Origin of the sequence: Streptomyces sp. LUP47B (assembly GCF_001746295.1) — a bacterium.
Taxonomy (GTDB): Bacteria; Actinomycetota; Actinomycetes; order Streptomycetales; family Streptomycetaceae; genus Streptomyces.
In genome coordinates this window covers 871,353-887,033 of record NZ_MJAH01000001.1, presented here as the reverse complement: position 1 = coordinate 887,033, position 15,681 = coordinate 871,353, and the positions used below count along the sequence as shown (strand labels likewise).

Sequence of the window (15,681 nt, the reverse complement as noted above, 5' to 3'; positions counted from 1 at the left end):
GGTCAACTCCCCGCCGTTCGCCGGAGTTCGGCGAGAGTCAGTACGTTGCCGCCGATGCCCCAGCCGCCGTCGGTGACCTCCTCGACCAGGACGAGGGTGGTGGCGCGGGCACGTTCGCCGTAGATGTCCACGTAGAGCTCGGTGGTGCGGGTGATGATCTGTTCCTTCTGCTCCTCGGTGAGGGTGCCGGCGGGGACCTTGAAGTTCGCGAACGGCATGCGCTGCTCCATCTGCGTCTGCGGGGTGTGTCTGCGGGTGGCGGCTGTGCGGACCGAAGCCGTCGGCCGGGCCTGCCGCCGCACACCACCCTCGCCCGCTGCCGCACGTACAGCCAGGGTTGCGTCCACCCTGGGGGCGGCATCCCCTGGCTCCGCCTCCGCGTCCCGCGTGATGATGGGCGGATGAACCTTGCCGAACTCGCCGCGTTTCTGCGATCCCGGCGCGACCGCGTGCGGCCCTCCGACGTGGGACTGCCCACCGGGCCTCGGCGCCGGGTCCCCGGCCTGCGGCGTGAGGAGGTCGCGCAGCTGGCCGGTCTGTCGGCGGACTACTACACCGAACTCGAGCGCGGAGGTGACGTGCAGCCCTCCGCGCAGGTGCTGGCCGCGCTCGCACGGGCGCTTCGGCTCGGCGGCGACGAACGCGACCACCTCTTCCACCTCGCCGACCGACCCGTTCCCACGGTGGCCCGCGGCTCGAACGCTCATGCCCAGCCGGCCTTGCTCGGCCTGCTCGACCGGCTCACCACGACGCCCGCGCAGATCATCACCGACCTGCACGAGACGCTCGTCCAGAACGAACTCGCTGTCGCGCTGGTCGGCCGTGCCCCCACGCGCCGTGGGGCGGCCGGAAGCTTCGTCCACCGCTGGTTCACCGACCCCGGCTCCCGCACCGTCTATCCCACCGAGGACCACCCACAGCACTCCCGGGCCTTCGTCGCCGACCTCCGGGCCGTCGCCGCCCGGCGCGGTCGCGACACGGAAGTCGCCGGGATGGTGTCCGATCTGCGGCGGCGCAGCGAGGAGTTCGCCACACTGTGGGACATCCACGACGTCGCGCTGCGGCGGACCGACCACAAACGCATCGTCCACCCCACGCTGGGAGTCGTCGAAGTCGACTGCCACACCCTGTTCAGCGAGGACGGACGCCAGCGCCTGCTGTGGTTCAGCGCCCCGCCCGGCACCCAGGGTGCCGCCCAGCTGGAACTGCTCTCCGTGATCGGCACCCAGGACATGACCGCCGACGACGAGACCACGTTGCGGTAGCCGATTGCAGACCTCGTCGAGTTCGTCGTCCGCGGGCACGAAGCAGATCTCGTAGCCGTCGCGCCGGACTCGGTAAAAGGATGGATGTTGGAGACAGGCCACCCCTGTGTCCGAACATCCTCCGCCCGCCTTGGGCCACGGTGCTCAGCCGCCGCGACGTACCTGGGCCGCCTTCCGGGCCTCCGCGAGCTTGCGGGCCTCGTCGGCCTTGCGGGACCTGCCGCCGGTGCCGCGGGAGGCGTCCTTGCTGGTGCCGAGGCCGCGGAAGGGGGCGTTGGTGTTCTTGGGCCGCGGCACGGCGGGGCCTCGGTCGAGCGGGGTGCCGGAGGGAGCCTTGGCCCCGGTGATCCGGCTCAGCTCCGCCTCGCCCGAGCGCACCTTGGTGACGGTCGGCTCGATGCCGGCCTCGGCCATCACCCGGCTCGTCTCGCGGCGCTGGCCCGACAGCACCAAGGTGACGACCTTTCCGGACTCACCCGCCCGGGCCGTACGCCCCGCGCGGTGCAGATAGTCCTTGGGGTCGGTTGGCGGATCGACGTTGACGACGAGGTCCAGGTCGTCGATGTGCAGGCCCCGGGCCGCGACGTTGGTGGCGACCAGGACGGTGACCTGGCCGTCCTTGAACTGCGCGAGGGTACGGGTGCGCTGCGGCTGGGACTTGCCGCTGTGCAGGGCCGCGGCGTGCACTCCGCCGGCCCGCAGATGCCGGGTGAGCTGGTCGACGGCGTGCTTGGTGTCGAGGAACAGCAGCACGCGGCCGTCACGGGCGGCGATCTCCGTGGTGACGGCGTACCGGTCGGGGCCGTGGACGACGAGGACATGGTGATCGCTCGTCGAGACGGCGCCTGCGGACGGGTCGACCGAGTGCACCACGGGGTCGTTGAGATAGCGGCTGACCAACTGATCGACGTCACGGTCCAGGGTGGCCGAGAAGAGCATCCGCTGGCCGTCGGGTCGTACCTGGTCGAGCACCTCGGTGACCTGCGGCAGGAAGCCCATGTCGCACATCTGGTCGGCCTCGTCGAGGACGGTGATCCGCACCCGTCCCAGGCGGCAGGCCTTGCGCTCGATGAGGTCGTGCAGACGACCGGGGGTGGCGACGACGATTTCGGCCCCCTCCCGCAGCTCGGCGGTCTGCCGGCCGATCGACATGCCGCCGACGACCGCGGCCATCCGCAGCCGGAGTGCGTCGGCGTACGGCGCGAGCGCCTCGGTGACCTGCTGGGCCAGCTCCCGGGTGGGCACCAGGACCAGCGCGAGGGGCTGCTTCGCCTCCGCGCGCTGCCCGGCCGTCCGGACGAGCAGCGGCAGTCCGAAGGCGAGCGTCTTGCCCGACCCGGTGCGCCCGCGCCCCAGGACGTCACGTCCCGCGAGGGCGTCGGGCAGGGTGGCCGCCTGGATCGGGAAGGGCTCGCGCACACCGTGTTCGGTGAGGGTGCGCAGCACCTGGGGCGGGAGGGCCATATCGGAGAAGGAGGCGGTGCCGTGCTGGTCCGGGTGGTTCATGCAGAGCCTTCCGCAGAGGAGACGTACCGAGGAAGGCCCGGCAGGAAGTCATGAGCGCGCAAACGTTAGACGGTAACACAAAGTGATGGTTGGGGTGGCGCGTCCGTCGATTGTATCGAACACATGTTTTAATCTGTGGTGGTGATGGAAGGAACTCGCGCATGGCGCCCACCACCCTTCCCGAACAGCTCGTCCGCACCTGCCGCTTCACCCGAGGCGTCCCCGAGCGGTTCACGGTCTCGTCCGACGGAGGAACCATCCTGTTCCTTCGTGGCCGCACGGGTGACGATCCGGCCGCCTGTCTCTGGGCGCTGGACGTCGGCTCCGGGAGGGAGAGGCTGCTGGCCGATCCCGTCCGGCTGCTCGCGAACGGGCGCTCCCCGCGAACGGCCGGTATCGAGGCGTACGGCACCGACGCGGCGACCGGTGTCGTCGCCTTCGCCCTGTCCGGAGGGCTCTGGAAGCTGGACGTGGGCAAGGGGGAGCCTCGCCGACTGCCCGTGGCCGGCCCGGTCGCGGACCCCCGGCCCGACCCGACCGGCTGCCGCATCGCCTACGTGTCGCACGGCGCCCTGCGTGTGGTGGAGGCGAACGGCTCCGGGGACCGCTCGGTGGCCGAACCGGACACCCCCCTCGTGGAGTTCGGAACCGCCGTACACACGGGCACCACATCCCTCGACGGCGCCCGCGGGCACTGGTGGTCCCCGGAGGGCGGTCAACTGCTGCTCGCCCGGAGCGACTTCACGCCTGTCCAGCCCTGGCCGACGGCCGAGCAGGCCAGGCCGCCGACGACCCGCACCGCCCTCGCCGGAACCCCCAACCCGGACGTCACCCTGTGGCTCTCCGCACTCGACGACCCACCAGTACCGGTGAGTTGGGTCCGGACGGCCTTCGAGTACGTCGTGGGCGCCGGCTGGGACGCACACGGACCCTGGACGGCCGTGCAGTCCCGTGACCAGCAGACCGTCCGGTTCCTCACCATCGACCCGGAGGACGGGCGGACAACCGTCCTGGACGAGCAGCGCGACCCGTGCTGGGTGCAGCTCGTGCCCGGACTTCCCGCACGTACGGGATCAGGAGCTCTCCTCGCCCACCGCGACCTGCGGGGCACGAGACATCTCACGCTGGACGGAACTCCGGTGACCCCCGGCGGACTTCAGCTGCGGGCCGTGCTCGGCACGGACGGTGACGAGGTCCTGTTCACGGCCTCCGGCGAGCCCACGGAGACCCACCTGTGGAGCTACGGCACCAAGTCCGGCCTCCGGCAGCTCAGTTCCGGGCCCGGCGTCCACTTCGGCGCCTCCCGTGGCGGCACCCTGGTCCGGGTCACCCGTGACGCCGAACGGCCCGGCGGGCGGGCCGAGGTGCTGCGTGCAGGGAGACCGGCGGTCGCTGTCCTGTCGTACGCCGAACGCCCGGTCCTCGACCTCCACGCACAGCGTCTCGTCCTCGGGTCCCGAGCGCCGGCCGCCCGGCTCCACTTCCCCTCCTGGTACCGCCGGGGCAGTGGCCCGCTGCCGGTGCTCGTCGACTCGTACGGCGGAGCGGCCCTCCAGCGCGTCACCGCGGAGCTGGACTGGCGGGTGCTGCTGTCGCAGTGGTTCGCCGAGCAGGGATTCGCGGTGCTCACGACCGACGGCCGCGGCACACCGGGCCGGGGACCCGACTGGGAGCGCGAGGTGTACGGCGACCTGTTCGTGCCCGTCCTCGACGACCAGGTCACCGCCCTGCACGAGGCCGCGCGCCTGCACCCCGACCTCGATCTCGGCCGGGTCGCCGTCCGCGGCTGGTCCTTCGGCGGGGCGCTCGCCGCGCTGGCCGTGCTGCGCCGCCCCGACGTCTTCCACGCCGCCGTGGCCGGTGCGGGCGTCACCGACCAGCGGCTCTACGCCGCCCATTGGCGCGAGCGGTTCCTCGGCCACCCCGACGCGTTCCCGGAGCGGTACGACGCCTGCAACCTGCTCCTCGACGCGCCCCGCCTGACGCGTCCGCTGCTGCTGATCCACGGTCTGACCGACACCAACGTCCCGCCGGTCAACACCCTCCGCCTCTCCGAGGCGTTACGGGCCGCGAGACTCCCGCACGAACTCCTGCTCCTGCCCGGCACCGGCCACCAGCCGATCGGCTCGACGCTCACGGCGCAGCTGCTGGACCGGCAAGTGCGCTTCCTGCGGCGCCACTTGGACGGCGGACCGACGCAGGAGCCGACCGGCCGGCCCGTACGAAGTTCGCCCTAGAACGTGCGCTTGAGCAGGTCGAGCAGCGCCGCCCAGTGCCGCTCGTCGCCCTCGCGGTGGTACGCGGCGGTGTCGGCCTGGGTGAAACCGTGCGGGGCGCCGTCGTAGACCTCGTAGCGGTGGCGGACCCCGGCCTCGGTCAGCGCGGCGGCGAGGCGCTCGATCTGCTCGGGAGGCAGCGACGGGTCCTGGTCGGCGTGGCCGAAGTACAGCTCGGCGGTGATGTGCCCGGCCACCAGGTGCGGGCTGTCCGGAGCTTCGGTCGCCAGGCGTCCGCCGTGGAAGCCGGCCGCCGCGGCCACCCGGTCCGGGTAGGTGCCGGCGGTGAGCAGGGACAGTCGTGCGCCCATGCAGTAGCCGGTGAGGGCGACCGGGCCGTCGGCGACCTCGGGGCGGTCGGCCAGCCAGCGCAGATACGCCCCGGCGTCCCGCATCGCGAGCTCGGGCGTGAGCGCCTGCACCACCGGCATGATCTTCCTGAAGAGCTCCGGCCGCGCGTCGGTGTCGATGAACTCGGGCAGGTCGAAGACCGGCGCGCGCCCGCGACGGTAGAACAGGTTGGGCACGAGGGCCGTGTAGCCGGCCTCGGCGAGCCGGTCGGCCATCGAGGTCAGCTGGGGGCGCAGCCCGAAGGCGTCCTGGAAGATCAGGACGGCCGGCCTGGGCGCACCGTCGTCCGGGTGGGCCAGATAGGCGTCGGCGACGCCGTCCTCGGTGGGGATGTCGACGGCGGTTCCCTGTACGGAGGTCATGGGGGGTGCCTCTCTGTGCATGCGACGGTGAGCAGGTCGCCGGCCCGACGGAACCGGGCCGGGCACATGGTTGCACGCACCATCCAACTGGCCGTGGCGACCCCCGCCCACTTGAGGGCCGCTTTACTCGAACCGGCTGGTGTCACCCGCGCCATGCCGCACGATCTCGGCCTCGCCGCCGGAGAAGTCGATCACCGTCGTCGGTTCGGTGCCACAGTCCCCGGAGTCGACGACCGCGTCCAGCACATGGTCGAGGCGGTCCTTGATCTCCCAGCCCTGGGTCATCGGCTCCTCCTCGTCGGGCAGGAGCAGGGTGCTCGACAGCAGCGGCTCCCCGAGCTCGGTGAGCAGTGCCTGGGTGACGACGTGGTCCGGGATGCGCACGCCGACCGTCTTCTTCTTCGGGTGCTGGAGCATGCGCGGCACCTCCTTCGTCGCCGGGAGGATGAAGGTGTAGCTGCCGGGCGTGGACGCCTTGATCGCACGGAACACGTCCTTGTCGACCCGTACGAACTGGCCGAGCTGCGCGAAGTCCTGGCAGACCAGGGTGAAGTGGTGCCGGTCGTCCAGATGCCGGATGGTCCGGATCCGGTCGATGCCGTCACGGCTGCCCAGCCGGCACCCGAGCGCGTAGCAGGAGTCCGTCGGATACGCGATCAGCGCGTCCGACCGGATGCTCTCGGCGATCTGGGAGATGGTGCGGGGCTGCGGGTTGTCGGGGTGCACGTCGAAGTACTTCGCCATCCGTCGAGCTTATGCCGTCCCCGGACGGCGGCGACGCAGGCACTTGGGTGCCGCCCCCGGCCGCCGTACGTGCGCGTGGACGACCGAAGGCCTCGGCACGAGCAGAGGCGGCCGGGTTGAGTCTCCCCCGGAGGGAGACCGCAGGATGAGGCCATGGACGACGGCGGCACCCTGTACTCGATCGGTGAACTCGCCCGGCAGACCGGGCTGACGGTGAAGACGATCCGTTTCTACTCCGACCACGGCATCGTGACCCCCGCCGACCGCACCCCCGCCGGCTACCGCCGCTACGGCACCGAGGCCGTCGCCCGGCTCGCCTTCGTACGGACGCTGCGCGAACTGGGCCTCGGTCTCGACGCGATCCGGCAGATCCTCGACCGGGAGCTCGCCCTGGACGAGGTCGCCGCACAGCACGCCGCGGCGCTGGACGCCCAGATCGCCGTCCTTCGGTTGAGGTGGGCGGTGCTGACCGCCGTGGCACGACGAAGGCCCACGCCCGAGGAGACCCATCGCATGCACGAACTTGCCCGACTCTCCGAAACCGAACGCCGACGCCTGGTCGACGACTTCCTCGACGGCGTCGTGTTCGAGGCCCCCGGCAGCGAGGGGATCCGCCGCTCCATGACGCCGGAACTCCCCGACCGGCCCACGGAGGAACAACTGCAAGCCTGGGTCGAGCTGGCCGAACTCACCCTCGATCCGGACTTCCGGGCCGACCTTCGCCGCACTGTCGAGACTCACCGCTCCGAAGCCGCCGCGACGCCGCCGCGCCCGGACGTCGTGGCCCTGGCCCGAGCACACGCGGAACCCGCCCTCGCCGCAGGGGTCGCCCCGGAGTCGCCGGAGGCCGATCCCGTCGTCACGGCACTCCGCGCACACTGCGCCCGCATCCTGGACCGCCCCGACGACAGCACCCTGCGCCACCACCTGCTGAACCGTCTGGAAACCGCCCACGATCCGCGCAGGGACCGGTACTCCGAACTGCTCGCGGTCATCAACGCATGGCCCGCGCCGAGCCCCCTCTCCCCGGCCCTCGCCTGGTCGACGGCCGCACTGCGTGCCCGGACGGCTCGGTGACGCGACCGCGGTCTTCGACCTTTGGCGAGGCTGATTCGGTCCGTGCCGGGGCGTGGCTGGGGTTTTCGTCCGGTTGATGGCCGCACTGCGTGTCCGGGCGGCTCGGTGACACGGCCGCGGTCTTGGGCCTTTGGCGAGGCTGATTCGGTCGGTGCCGGGGCGTGGCTGGGGTTTTGTCTGGTTGATGGCCGCGGTGCGTGTCCGGGCGGCTTGGTGACGTGGCCGCGGTCTTGGGCCTTTGGTGAGGCTGATTCGGTCGGTGCCGGGGCGTGGCTGGGGTTTTGTCTGGTTGATGGCCGCGGTGCGTGTCCGGGGCGGCTCGGTGACGTGGCCGTGTCCCCGGTCTTGCCGAGGCCGATTCGGTCCGCCGGGGCGTGGCTGCGGCTCTCGCCTGGTCCATGACCGGACGGTGCCGGGACCCCTCTCCTCGCGCTCTTGCGCCACGGGCACCTCCCCGCACAACTCCCACCCATCCGACCGAGCCCCCGCCCGCCGCACGTGAGGTAACGTCCCGAGCGGTGTGCCATGTGGGACGAGGGGCGAGGAGAAGGGTGACGTGGCAGGTCAGGAGGGCGGGCTAGGTCGGAGCCGGGCGACGGACGCCGGGACCCCGACATGGGCGCAGGAGCTCCTCGACCATCTGCGGCCGACAGGACGTGACGTCCGCCGGATCGTCGCCTGGCTCGCGGAGACGCTGCAGGGCACGGCCTCGCTGCAGGACCACACCGGAACCCTCGTCGCCGGAACCCGCATGCCGCTGGACGAGTGCCTGGTGGCCGACATCCTCGCCGGACGCATCGCCTCCGCGGCCTCGGGCGACGAGGACGGGCACCTGCGCCTGGTCAGGATCGAGGAGCCGAACCAGACGTTCGCCGGAGTGCTCGCGGTGGCCCGCCAGGACCCCTTCGACCGGCGCGCCTCCGACATCCTCACCCACACCGTCCAGGTCCTGGAACTTCTGCTGCGAGCCCGCGAGACCACCGCGGCCGGGCGGCGCCTCAAGCGGGCCACGTCCGATCTGCGCCTGGCCATCCTCCAGCTGCTCATGGTGGAGGACACCGTCTCCGCCCGTCGCGTCGCCGCGGGACTCTGGCCCGGCCTGCTCGACACCGAGACGGCATGCGTCTACGTCCTCGAGGGAGACGCGGCGCAACGCGACCGGCTCGTGGAGGAGTGCCTCGGCGTGACCGGCGACCGCGCACTGGTGGTGCGCTGTCCGGCCATGGACGAGCACGTGATCATCGTGACCACCGCAGACGCGGTTGGCGAGGCCCTGCGCTCACTCGTCGACCGCAACCCCGGCACCCTGCTCGGCGGCAGCTCCCCGCAGAGCCTGGCCCGGACCGCCACCGCCTACGGGCAGGCGGTCAGCGCCCTCGCCGTGGCGCGGGTGCAGCCGGACAAGGCAGCCGTGTACGCCGAACGCAACCACCCCGAACGGCTGATGGACCCGGCCGCGCTGCGCGAATGGACGGCCCGACTGCTGCGCCCGCTCGACACCCTGCCGCACCACACCCGCGCCGAACTGCTCGTCACCACCCGCCTAGGGCTGGAGTTCACCGCCGTGAGCGCGGCCAAGGTCCTCGGCGTCAGCCGCAACACCGTCCGCGCCCGTATGGAACGCGTCGAGTCCCTGCTGCGGACCGATTTCACCGACCTCACCGTCCGCGCGACCGTCCACCTGGCGCTGAGCACCCAGGTCAGCCTCGCGGACGGACAGGACGGACAGGACGGACAGGAGGGTCACGGCGGCACCCCGCAGGCCCGCGCCCGGCTGGGCGACCTGCTGGCCGGACCCGCGCTGGGGACCTGGGCGCGGGAGCTGCTGGGACGTCTGGACGGCGACGCCCGCGACCTGCGCCGCACCCTGCGCAGCTGGATCGCCGCCGGCGGCAACGCGGAGCGGGCCGCGCAGACACTGGCCGTCCACGCGCAGACCGTGCGCGAACACGTCCGCAGCGCCGAGCCGGTTCTCGAACGCCGGCTGATCGCCTCCGGCAGCGACCTCTACGAGGTCGTTCTGGCCCATCTGGCGACCGGCGAACTCGAACACCCCGTCCTGCTCCGGGACGATCCGGGCCATCCGGACGCATCTGTGCACGGGTGAGCCCTGTGCCGCGCACAGCGGGCATCGACGCGATTCACAAGGATGCGCAGGTCACGTAAGTTCGACGCACCGCAGGGGGAACGACCGGAACGGGGGACCGGTCGCGCCCCCTGCGACGCGTTTCCCCGCGACTCCCGCCGGTCCGTGCCCACGCCGTCGACGCCGGTTCGGTTTTCCGGCACCGGTGTGGACTGACCTGCGCAGGACGGGTACTCGTCCCCTCCGGAACGACTACCGCTGGAGGAGGCCCGAATGACCAGCAGCACGGAGACCGGCGGCGCTACCGGCACGCCGGACAAGGACTACAACCTCATCTGGTACGTCGAGGCGTGCCTGAGCAACGCGCTGCGACTGGAGAGCTACATCCAGGACGCGGAGCGTGACAAGGACACCGAGGTCGCCGACCTGTTCCGCAAGGCCCAGGCGGACAGCCGCAAGGGCGCAGAGATCGGCAAGGGGCTCCTGCGCGCCCGGCTGAACGGCGGCTGACCCGGTAGGTGCGGAAGGGCCGGACAGACGGGTGTCCGGCCCTTCCATCCTGCGCGGACATCGCGATGCCGTCCGGGACTGAACAGGCGTAACCGATCTTCCGTACCCCAGGGTGTAGTCGTACACCGACCGGATACGGAGAAGCTCGTGCCGCGACGAGGACACCATCATCGGACCACCGTGGTACGGCTGGGCACCCTTGCCGGGAGCCTCGCGCTGGTCACGGCCTGCGGCGGAGGCGAGGACGACACCGCCAAGACCCCGCGGCCGTCGAGCAGTTCCGCCGCGCCCGCGGCCGGCATCGTGGCCCCGGCCAGGATCGAGGTGATCGCCGGACTGGCCGGCTGCAAGGCCGAGATCCGTATCGAGGCCGACGAACTGCGTGAGGGACTCTGCCACTCGGGGCAGGCCGACTACCGCATCACCACCTTCCCCGCGGAGAAGTACAAGGAGTCGTGGCTCGACGCGGCCAGTGTCTACGGGGGCAAGTACCTTGTCGGCCCGCGCTGGGTGGTCAGCGCCAAGGCGGAACACCTGGAGCAGGCCAGGAACAAACTCGGCGGGACGATACGGCAGTTGCAGGGCACGTCGTAGGTTCTGCCGGGCGCGCCCCCGGCAGAACCCACACCGTCAGGCGACCAGCGCCGACACCTTGCCGCGAGCCGGTTCCGGCTCGAGGACCCGCTCCGCCAGATAACCGAAGAGCAGCCCGAATCCCGCCCACAGCACGGCCTGGACGCCGAGGGAGGCCAGGCGGAACTCCCACAGGTCGGTGGCCGGGAAACCCTTCGGGGTGTTGTCCCCGGCGGGCAGGACGACCATCGCCACCGCCACCGCGGCGACGAAGGCCGCGGCGGCCGCGGTCGAGGCGTTCCAGTTGCCCCAGGCCGGGGCCAGTCTGCGGCCCAGCAGGACCGCGCCGATCCCGAGGAGCACGCTCAGCGCGATCATCAGGACGAACAGGGCGGTGCGCTTGTCGATCGTGTCCGGGTCGCCCACCGCGGGCGGGTTCGCCGGATACTTGAGCATCGGCACGAGACAGACGGTGAGGAAGCCGCCGAGCGCGGTCAGACCCGCCGTCGCCCGGGCTCCGAACCGGCCGATCCGGCCCAGCGCGAAGCAGAACGCCAGCGCCAGGATGCCGCCGATGGCGACCCCGAACACGAGGACCCCGGTGGCGAGTCCGGCCGTCGACTGCATGGAACGGCTGACGAGTTCCTCGCCGTGCTCGTGGGAGCCGGCCTCCTCGAAGGCGATGGCCGCGTCCACCGGGCCCTCCCCCACCAGGTAGGCGAAGACGAAGGCCAGGACGCCGGCGCCGAGTCCCGCGAGCATGCCGCGCACCAACAGGGTGCGTACGACTGTCGAGTTCATGGTGGTCCGCCCCGCCTCAGTGGCAGGGGAAGCCGAGCAGGTGGCGTGCGTCGTGCACCCACTCGTGGACACCCTCGCCGGAGACGAGTGCGGTGGCGCCCTGTTCGGCGCCGACGAAGTACAGCAGGACGAGCATCAGGACGCCGAAGAAGACGGCCCAGGGGACGAGCGCCCGCACCGGCAGCGGGGTGATCGCAGGGGTGGTGGGCGTGGGGGCGGCAGTGGACTGCGCCATGGCGAGACCTCCTCGGGAACAACGCGTCCCGCATCGTGTGGAGCACTCGACGACGGCGTTGGGTCTGACTCACCACCACCTCGTCGGCCGAGGGGTGGCACACAGTGGCGCGACCGTGCCGGGCTTGCACCGGACTTCCGTGGCGCCGTCGTCCTTGTCGTCCCAGATGGTAGGGGTAATACGGGCTTCGGCCAACAGGGCGTACGCCACCTACGATGAACCGCCCCCGGCGACCCGACGAAAGGGCCTCCATGACCGTCCGGCTCACCCTCCTGTGCGCCGCCGCCCGCACGGAACGCGCCGTACGCTTCGCCGACGACCCCCTCGACGAGCGGGCGCTGCGCCGGGCCGAGGCCGCCGCCGGAACCCTCCCGCAGGCCGGCACCGTCTACACGGCACCTTCTCGCCGCTGCACCGGGACGGCCGAGGCCCTGGGACGGGAGGGCGCCACGGCCCAACCGGCGCTGCGGGACCTCGACATGGGTTCCTGGTACGGCCGCACGCTCGACGAGATCGCGGCAACCGACGCGTCAGGACTGGCCGGTTGGCTCTCTGATCCGGAGGCGGCGCCGCACGGCGGGGAGAGCGTGGAGCAGATCTGTGACCGCGTCGCCGCCTGGCTGGACGCGCTGCCGTCCGACGCCGGACGCGTGCTGGCGGTGGTCGAACAGGCCGTGGCACGGGCCGTGGTGGTGCACGCGCTCGGAGCACCGCGCCAGGCGTTCTGGAGAATCGACGTCCCCCCGCTGTCCACCGTCGAACTCACCGGCCGCGACGGCCGCTGGAATCTGCGGATGGCCGAGCTGCCGCTCAGTCCTCGCCCACCACGCTGAGGTCGTCCCCGAGGGCCGCGGCGATCCGCGCGGCCCGGAAAACAGGATAGGGAGGCAACGGGTCACGCTCCCCGAAGAGTGAGCTCCCGCACGGCCTTCGCCACGTCCGCCGGCGCTTCCTCCGCCATGAAGTGGCCGCAGGAGACGGTCGTATGACGAAGGTCGTCGGCCCAGGCCTCCCACAGGGCGGTGGCCTCGTAGCCGAGCGCGGCTCCCCAGTCCTGCTGGAGTACGGCCACCGGCATGCCGAGCCGGTTCTGCGTGGCCCGGTCGGCCTCGTCGTGCTCGACGTCGATGCCCGCGGAGGCGCGGTAGTCGGCGACGATCGACGGCACCGCCCCGCGGCAGGCCCGCAGATACTCGGCACGGACCTGAGCCGGGATCGCGTCGGGGCGGTTCGCCCACACGTCGAGGAAGTGGCCGAAGAACGCGTCCGCGCTCGCGGAGATCATCCGCTCGGCGAGCCCGGGCGGCTGGGCCATGAGGTAGAGGTGGAAGGCGACCGCCGCCGACGTGCCGTGCAGGGCGTCCCACATGTCGAGTGTCGGGAGGACGTCCAGACAGGCCAGGTGGGAGACCGCCTCCGGATGGTCGAGGCCCGCCCGGAAGGCGACCAGCGCGCCCCGGTCGTGCCCGGCCAGCGCGAACCGGGGGTGCCCCAGTCGGCGTGCGAGCGTGACGATGTCGTTGGCCATGGTCCGCTTGGAGTAGGTGTGGGGGCCGTCCTCGCGCGGCTTGTCGCTGTCGCCGTAACCGCGCAGGTCGGGGGAGATGACGGTGTGGTCGGCCGCCAGGTCCGTCGCGACATGGCGCCACATCAGGTGGGTCTGCGGGAAGCCGTGCAGCAGGACCACGGGTGTGCCGGTCCCTCCCACGGCCACATGGAGGGACACGTCCTCGGCGACGGACACGCGCTGATACTCGAATCCGGCGATGGTGGGTCTCACGGCGGGGCTCTCTTCCGTCGTACGGCGAGTGGGAGGCATCGGAGTCCGGGCCCGGGCGCCGATGAACCCAGGATCCGGGGAGCGAATGAGCAACGAATGAACGCGTGTACGTTGAGGCATGTGCCTGTGATCGAGTTCGGAGTCCTGGGGTCGGTGGCGGCCTGGGACGAGACCGGGGAACCGATCGCCCTGAGGGGTCCGAGGCATCGTGCGGTGCTGGCCCGCCTCCTCATCGCCCGCCGCGGGGTCGTCCCCGTCGGCCGCCTGGTGGAGGACCTGTGGGCGGGGGACCCGCCGGCGGACGCCGTGGGCACCGTCCGGACCTTCGTCGCCGGGCTGCGGCGCGCTCTGGAACCCGAGCGGCCCCGCCGGACCCCGTCCCGCCTCCTCGTCACCGAAGGCCCCGGCTACGCGCTGCGCGCCGAACCCGCCCACGTCGACGCCCGGCGGTTCGAGCACGCCGTCGCCGCGGCGGCGGACCTGCCTCCCGCGCAGGCGGTGCCCCGGCTGACCGAGGCTCTGGAGCTGTGGCGCGGGCCCGCCTACGCCGACTTCGCCGAGGAGCGCTGGGCGCGCGCGGAACGCTCCCGGCTCACCGAGCTCCGACTGACCGCCGTCGAGCGCCGGGCCGACGGCCGGCTCGCCCTCGGCGCCGCGGCCGACGCGGCGGCGGACCTCGACGCCCATGTGGCCGAGCATCCGTGGCGGGAGGACGCCTGGCAGCTGCTCGCCCTCGCCCTGTACCGCTGTGGACGGCAGGCCGACGCCCTGTCCGTCCTGCGGCGCGCCCGACAGCTGCTGCGCGAGCACCTCGGAGTGGAGCCGGGCCCGCGGCTGAGCCGCACCGAGCAGGACATCCTGCGGCACGCCGACCACCTGGACCCGGGCCCCTCGGACGCGGCCGCACACGTCTGGGCGCAGGCCTCCGCGTCGTACGCGAGCATGGTCGCCCCGAGGGCACGCACGCGTCTGGAGTCGACCGCGGGGTTGATGCGCGACCTCGCCGTCACCGGGGGCGGCGGCCTGGAAGCGGCGCGCCGGCATCGCGTGGCGGCCGTGGCGGCGGCGGAGCAGCTGGGCGATCCGGAGCTGACGGCACGAGTCATCGGCGTGTACGACGTCCCCGCGGTCTGGACCCGTTCCGACGACCCCGCCCAGGCCGACCGGCTGGTGGGTGCGGCGGAACGCACCCTGCTCCTCCTGCCGCCGGGCGCGTCCGAGGCGGCCAGGGCACGGCTCCTGGCCACTGTGGCGGTGGAGTCCCGCGGCACGCTGCCCGAGGGGACGCGCGCCCTCCGGGCGGCCCACCAAGCCGTGGCGAGCGCACGCCGACTCGAGGACGCCAACCTGCTCGTGTTCGCCCTCAACGGCCTGTTCATGCAGACCTTCGAACGAGCCGGACTCGCCGCCCGGCGGGCCGGGATCGGCGCCGAGATCACCGAAGCGGCCGCTCGGCACGGCCTGTTCACCTACGAGGTCCTCGGCCACCTGATCCGGCTCCAAGCGCACTGCGCCACCGCCGACTTCACCGCGGCCGACCGGCACGCGGCCACCGCCGACGCACTCGCCGAACGGCACGAACTGCCTCTCGTCGCCGTCTTCACCACGTGGTACCGCGCCCTGCGCACCGCGACGACGGAGCCCCCGCAGCTCGGCGAGTCCGCGTACCGGGCCGCCGCCAAGTCCCTCGAGGGCGCCGGAATGCCCGGCCTGGAGCGGGGGTTGTTGCCGCTCGCCCTGCTGTGCCTGCGCCTGCACCATGGCCTCCCCGTCACCGCCGACCCGCACACCGACTGGGGCCCCTACGAGCCATGGGTGCGCCCCCTGTTGCTGCTCGCCGAAGGGCGCGACCAGGACGCCGTACGCCTGCTGGCTTCCGTGCCCTCCCCGCCCGGTGACCTCCTGTACGAGGCCCTGTGGAGCCTCCTCGCCCGCGCGGCGATTCAGTTGGACGACCGTCCGCTGATGCGGCGCGCCCAGCGTGCGCTCGAACCCGCCCGGGGCGAACTCGCGGGCGCCGCGAGCGGTTTGCTCACCGCCGGTCCTGTCGCGGACCACCTGGACGCGCTCGCTGCGGCGCTCGCACCGCACGCCTCTTGACCTCGGCCGGAGCGG

Annotated in this window: 15 protein-coding genes; 8 read left to right on the top strand and 7 right to left on the bottom strand. The window is 72.3% G+C overall.

What is annotated here, in order from left to right:
* Window positions 1-2 precede the first annotated feature (2 nt).
* Window positions 3-218: a 4-oxalocrotonate tautomerase family protein gene (locus BFN33_RS03900; protein WP_069758390.1), complete on the bottom strand. Its 216-nt coding sequence runs from the start codon at window positions 216-218 to the stop codon at window positions 3-5.
* 183 nt (window positions 219-401) lie between these two features.
* Between BFN33_RS03900 and BFN33_RS03895 the strand changes: the two genes are divergently transcribed.
* The gene (locus BFN33_RS03895; protein WP_069758389.1) at window positions 402-1,265 is read left to right on the top strand and encodes a helix-turn-helix transcriptional regulator; all 864 of its coding nucleotides are present in this window, start codon (window positions 402-404) and stop codon (window positions 1,263-1,265) included.
* Between the two features lie 144 nt (window positions 1,266-1,409).
* Here BFN33_RS03895 and BFN33_RS03890 read toward each other — a convergent pair whose 3' ends face one another.
* On the bottom strand, window positions 1,410-2,771 hold the full coding sequence (locus tag BFN33_RS03890; protein WP_069758388.1) for a DEAD/DEAH box helicase: 1,362 nt from the start codon (window positions 2,769-2,771) through the stop codon (window positions 1,410-1,412).
* A gap of 161 nt (window positions 2,772-2,932) precedes the next feature.
* On the opposite strand from BFN33_RS03890, the gene BFN33_RS03885 reads away from it, so the two are divergent.
* The gene (locus tag BFN33_RS03885; RefSeq protein ID WP_069758387.1) at window positions 2,933-5,008 is read left to right on the top strand and encodes a prolyl oligopeptidase family serine peptidase; all 2,076 of its coding nucleotides are present in this window, start codon (window positions 2,933-2,935) and stop codon (window positions 5,006-5,008) included.
* Here the strand turns inward: BFN33_RS03885 and BFN33_RS03880 are convergent.
* Complete coding sequence (locus BFN33_RS03880; RefSeq protein WP_069758386.1) at window positions 5,005-5,760, bottom strand: dienelactone hydrolase family protein; 756 nt, start codon at window positions 5,758-5,760, stop codon at window positions 5,005-5,007. The genes BFN33_RS03885 and BFN33_RS03880 overlap by 4 nt on opposite strands.
* A gap of 123 nt (window positions 5,761-5,883) precedes the next feature.
* The gene (locus tag BFN33_RS03875; RefSeq protein WP_037712834.1) at window positions 5,884-6,504 is read right to left on the bottom strand and encodes an L-threonylcarbamoyladenylate synthase; all 621 of its coding nucleotides are present in this window, start codon (window positions 6,502-6,504) and stop codon (window positions 5,884-5,886) included.
* Window positions 6,505-6,657: 153 nt separating this feature from the next.
* On the opposite strand from BFN33_RS03875, the gene BFN33_RS03870 reads away from it, so the two are divergent.
* The 4 genes from BFN33_RS03870 (at window position 6,658) to BFN33_RS03855 (ending at window position 10,771) form a co-directional block, all read left to right on the top strand.
* Window positions 6,658-7,581 carry a MerR family transcriptional regulator gene (locus BFN33_RS03870; protein WP_069758385.1) on the top strand — a complete coding sequence of 308 codons (924 nt, stop codon included), beginning with the start codon at window positions 6,658-6,660 and terminating at the stop codon, window positions 7,579-7,581.
* A 556-nt stretch (window positions 7,582-8,137) separates the two neighbouring features.
* Entirely contained in the window at window positions 8,138-9,688 is a 1,551-nt protein-coding gene (locus BFN33_RS55230) for a helix-turn-helix domain-containing protein (RefSeq protein ID WP_069758384.1), read from the top strand.
* A 252-nt stretch (window positions 9,689-9,940) separates the two neighbouring features.
* Window positions 9,941-10,177, top strand: a complete 237-nt coding sequence (locus tag BFN33_RS03860) for a hypothetical protein (protein ID WP_059209764.1) — start codon at window positions 9,941-9,943, stop codon at window positions 10,175-10,177.
* Between the two features lie 147 nt (window positions 10,178-10,324).
* Window positions 10,325-10,771 carry a hypothetical protein gene (locus BFN33_RS03855; RefSeq protein ID WP_069758383.1) on the top strand — a complete coding sequence of 149 codons (447 nt, stop codon included), beginning with the start codon at window positions 10,325-10,327 and terminating at the stop codon, window positions 10,769-10,771.
* 36 nt (window positions 10,772-10,807) lie between these two features.
* Here the strand turns inward: BFN33_RS03855 and BFN33_RS03850 are convergent, their stop codons facing one another.
* Window positions 10,808-11,551, bottom strand: a complete 744-nt coding sequence (locus BFN33_RS03850) for a CbtA family protein (protein ID WP_069758382.1) — start codon at window positions 11,549-11,551, stop codon at window positions 10,808-10,810.
* Window positions 11,552-11,567: 16 nt separating this feature from the next.
* Complete coding sequence (locus BFN33_RS03845; protein WP_037712826.1) at window positions 11,568-11,786, bottom strand: CbtB-domain containing protein; 219 nt, start codon at window positions 11,784-11,786, stop codon at window positions 11,568-11,570.
* A 251-nt stretch (window positions 11,787-12,037) separates the two neighbouring features.
* Here BFN33_RS03845 and BFN33_RS03840 point away from each other — a divergent pair, with 251 nt between their 5' ends.
* Window positions 12,038-12,619, top strand: a complete 582-nt coding sequence (locus BFN33_RS03840) for a histidine phosphatase family protein (RefSeq protein ID WP_069758381.1) — start codon at window positions 12,038-12,040, stop codon at window positions 12,617-12,619.
* Between the two features lie 62 nt (window positions 12,620-12,681).
* Here the strand turns inward: BFN33_RS03840 and BFN33_RS03835 are convergent, their stop codons facing one another.
* Window positions 12,682-13,566 (bottom strand): alpha/beta fold hydrolase, encoded by an 885-nt coding sequence (locus BFN33_RS03835; protein WP_176742293.1) that lies wholly within the window; start codon window positions 13,564-13,566, stop codon window positions 12,682-12,684.
* A gap of 120 nt (window positions 13,567-13,686) precedes the next feature.
* Between BFN33_RS03835 and BFN33_RS03830 the strand changes: the two genes are divergently transcribed.
* A complete protein-coding gene (locus tag BFN33_RS03830; protein ID WP_256122627.1) occupies window positions 13,687-15,666 on the top strand; it encodes an AfsR/SARP family transcriptional regulator in 1,980 nt (659 codons plus the stop codon).
* Window positions 15,667-15,681 lie beyond the last annotated feature (15 nt).

Coding starts and splice junctions, on each gene's coding strand:
- BFN33_RS03875 (WP_037712834.1), bottom strand. CDS start 6,504: ATGGCGAAGTACTTCGACGTGCACCCCGACAACCCGCAGCCCCGCACC.
- BFN33_RS03880 (WP_069758386.1), bottom strand. CDS start 5,760: ATGACCTCCGTACAGGGAACCGCCGTCGACATCCCCACCGAGGACGGC.
- BFN33_RS03845 (WP_037712826.1), bottom strand. CDS start 11,786: ATGGCGCAGTCCACTGCCGCCCCCACGCCCACCACCCCTGCGATCACC.
- BFN33_RS03870 (WP_069758385.1), top strand. CDS start 6,658: ATGGACGACGGCGGCACCCTGTACTCGATCGGTGAACTCGCCCGGCAG.
- BFN33_RS03890 (WP_069758388.1), bottom strand. CDS start 2,771: ATGAACCACCCGGACCAGCACGGCACCGCCTCCTTCTCCGATATGGCC.
- BFN33_RS03885 (WP_069758387.1), top strand. CDS start 2,933: ATGGCGCCCACCACCCTTCCCGAACAGCTCGTCCGCACCTGCCGCTTC.
- BFN33_RS03895 (WP_069758389.1), top strand. CDS start 402: ATGAACCTTGCCGAACTCGCCGCGTTTCTGCGATCCCGGCGCGACCGC.
- BFN33_RS03840 (WP_069758381.1), top strand. CDS start 12,038: ATGACCGTCCGGCTCACCCTCCTGTGCGCCGCCGCCCGCACGGAACGC.
- BFN33_RS03860 (WP_059209764.1), top strand. CDS start 9,941: ATGACCAGCAGCACGGAGACCGGCGGCGCTACCGGCACGCCGGACAAG.
- BFN33_RS03900 (WP_069758390.1), bottom strand. CDS start 218: ATGCCGTTCGCGAACTTCAAGGTCCCCGCCGGCACCCTCACCGAGGAG.
- BFN33_RS03850 (WP_069758382.1), bottom strand. CDS start 11,551: ATGAACTCGACAGTCGTACGCACCCTGTTGGTGCGCGGCATGCTCGCG.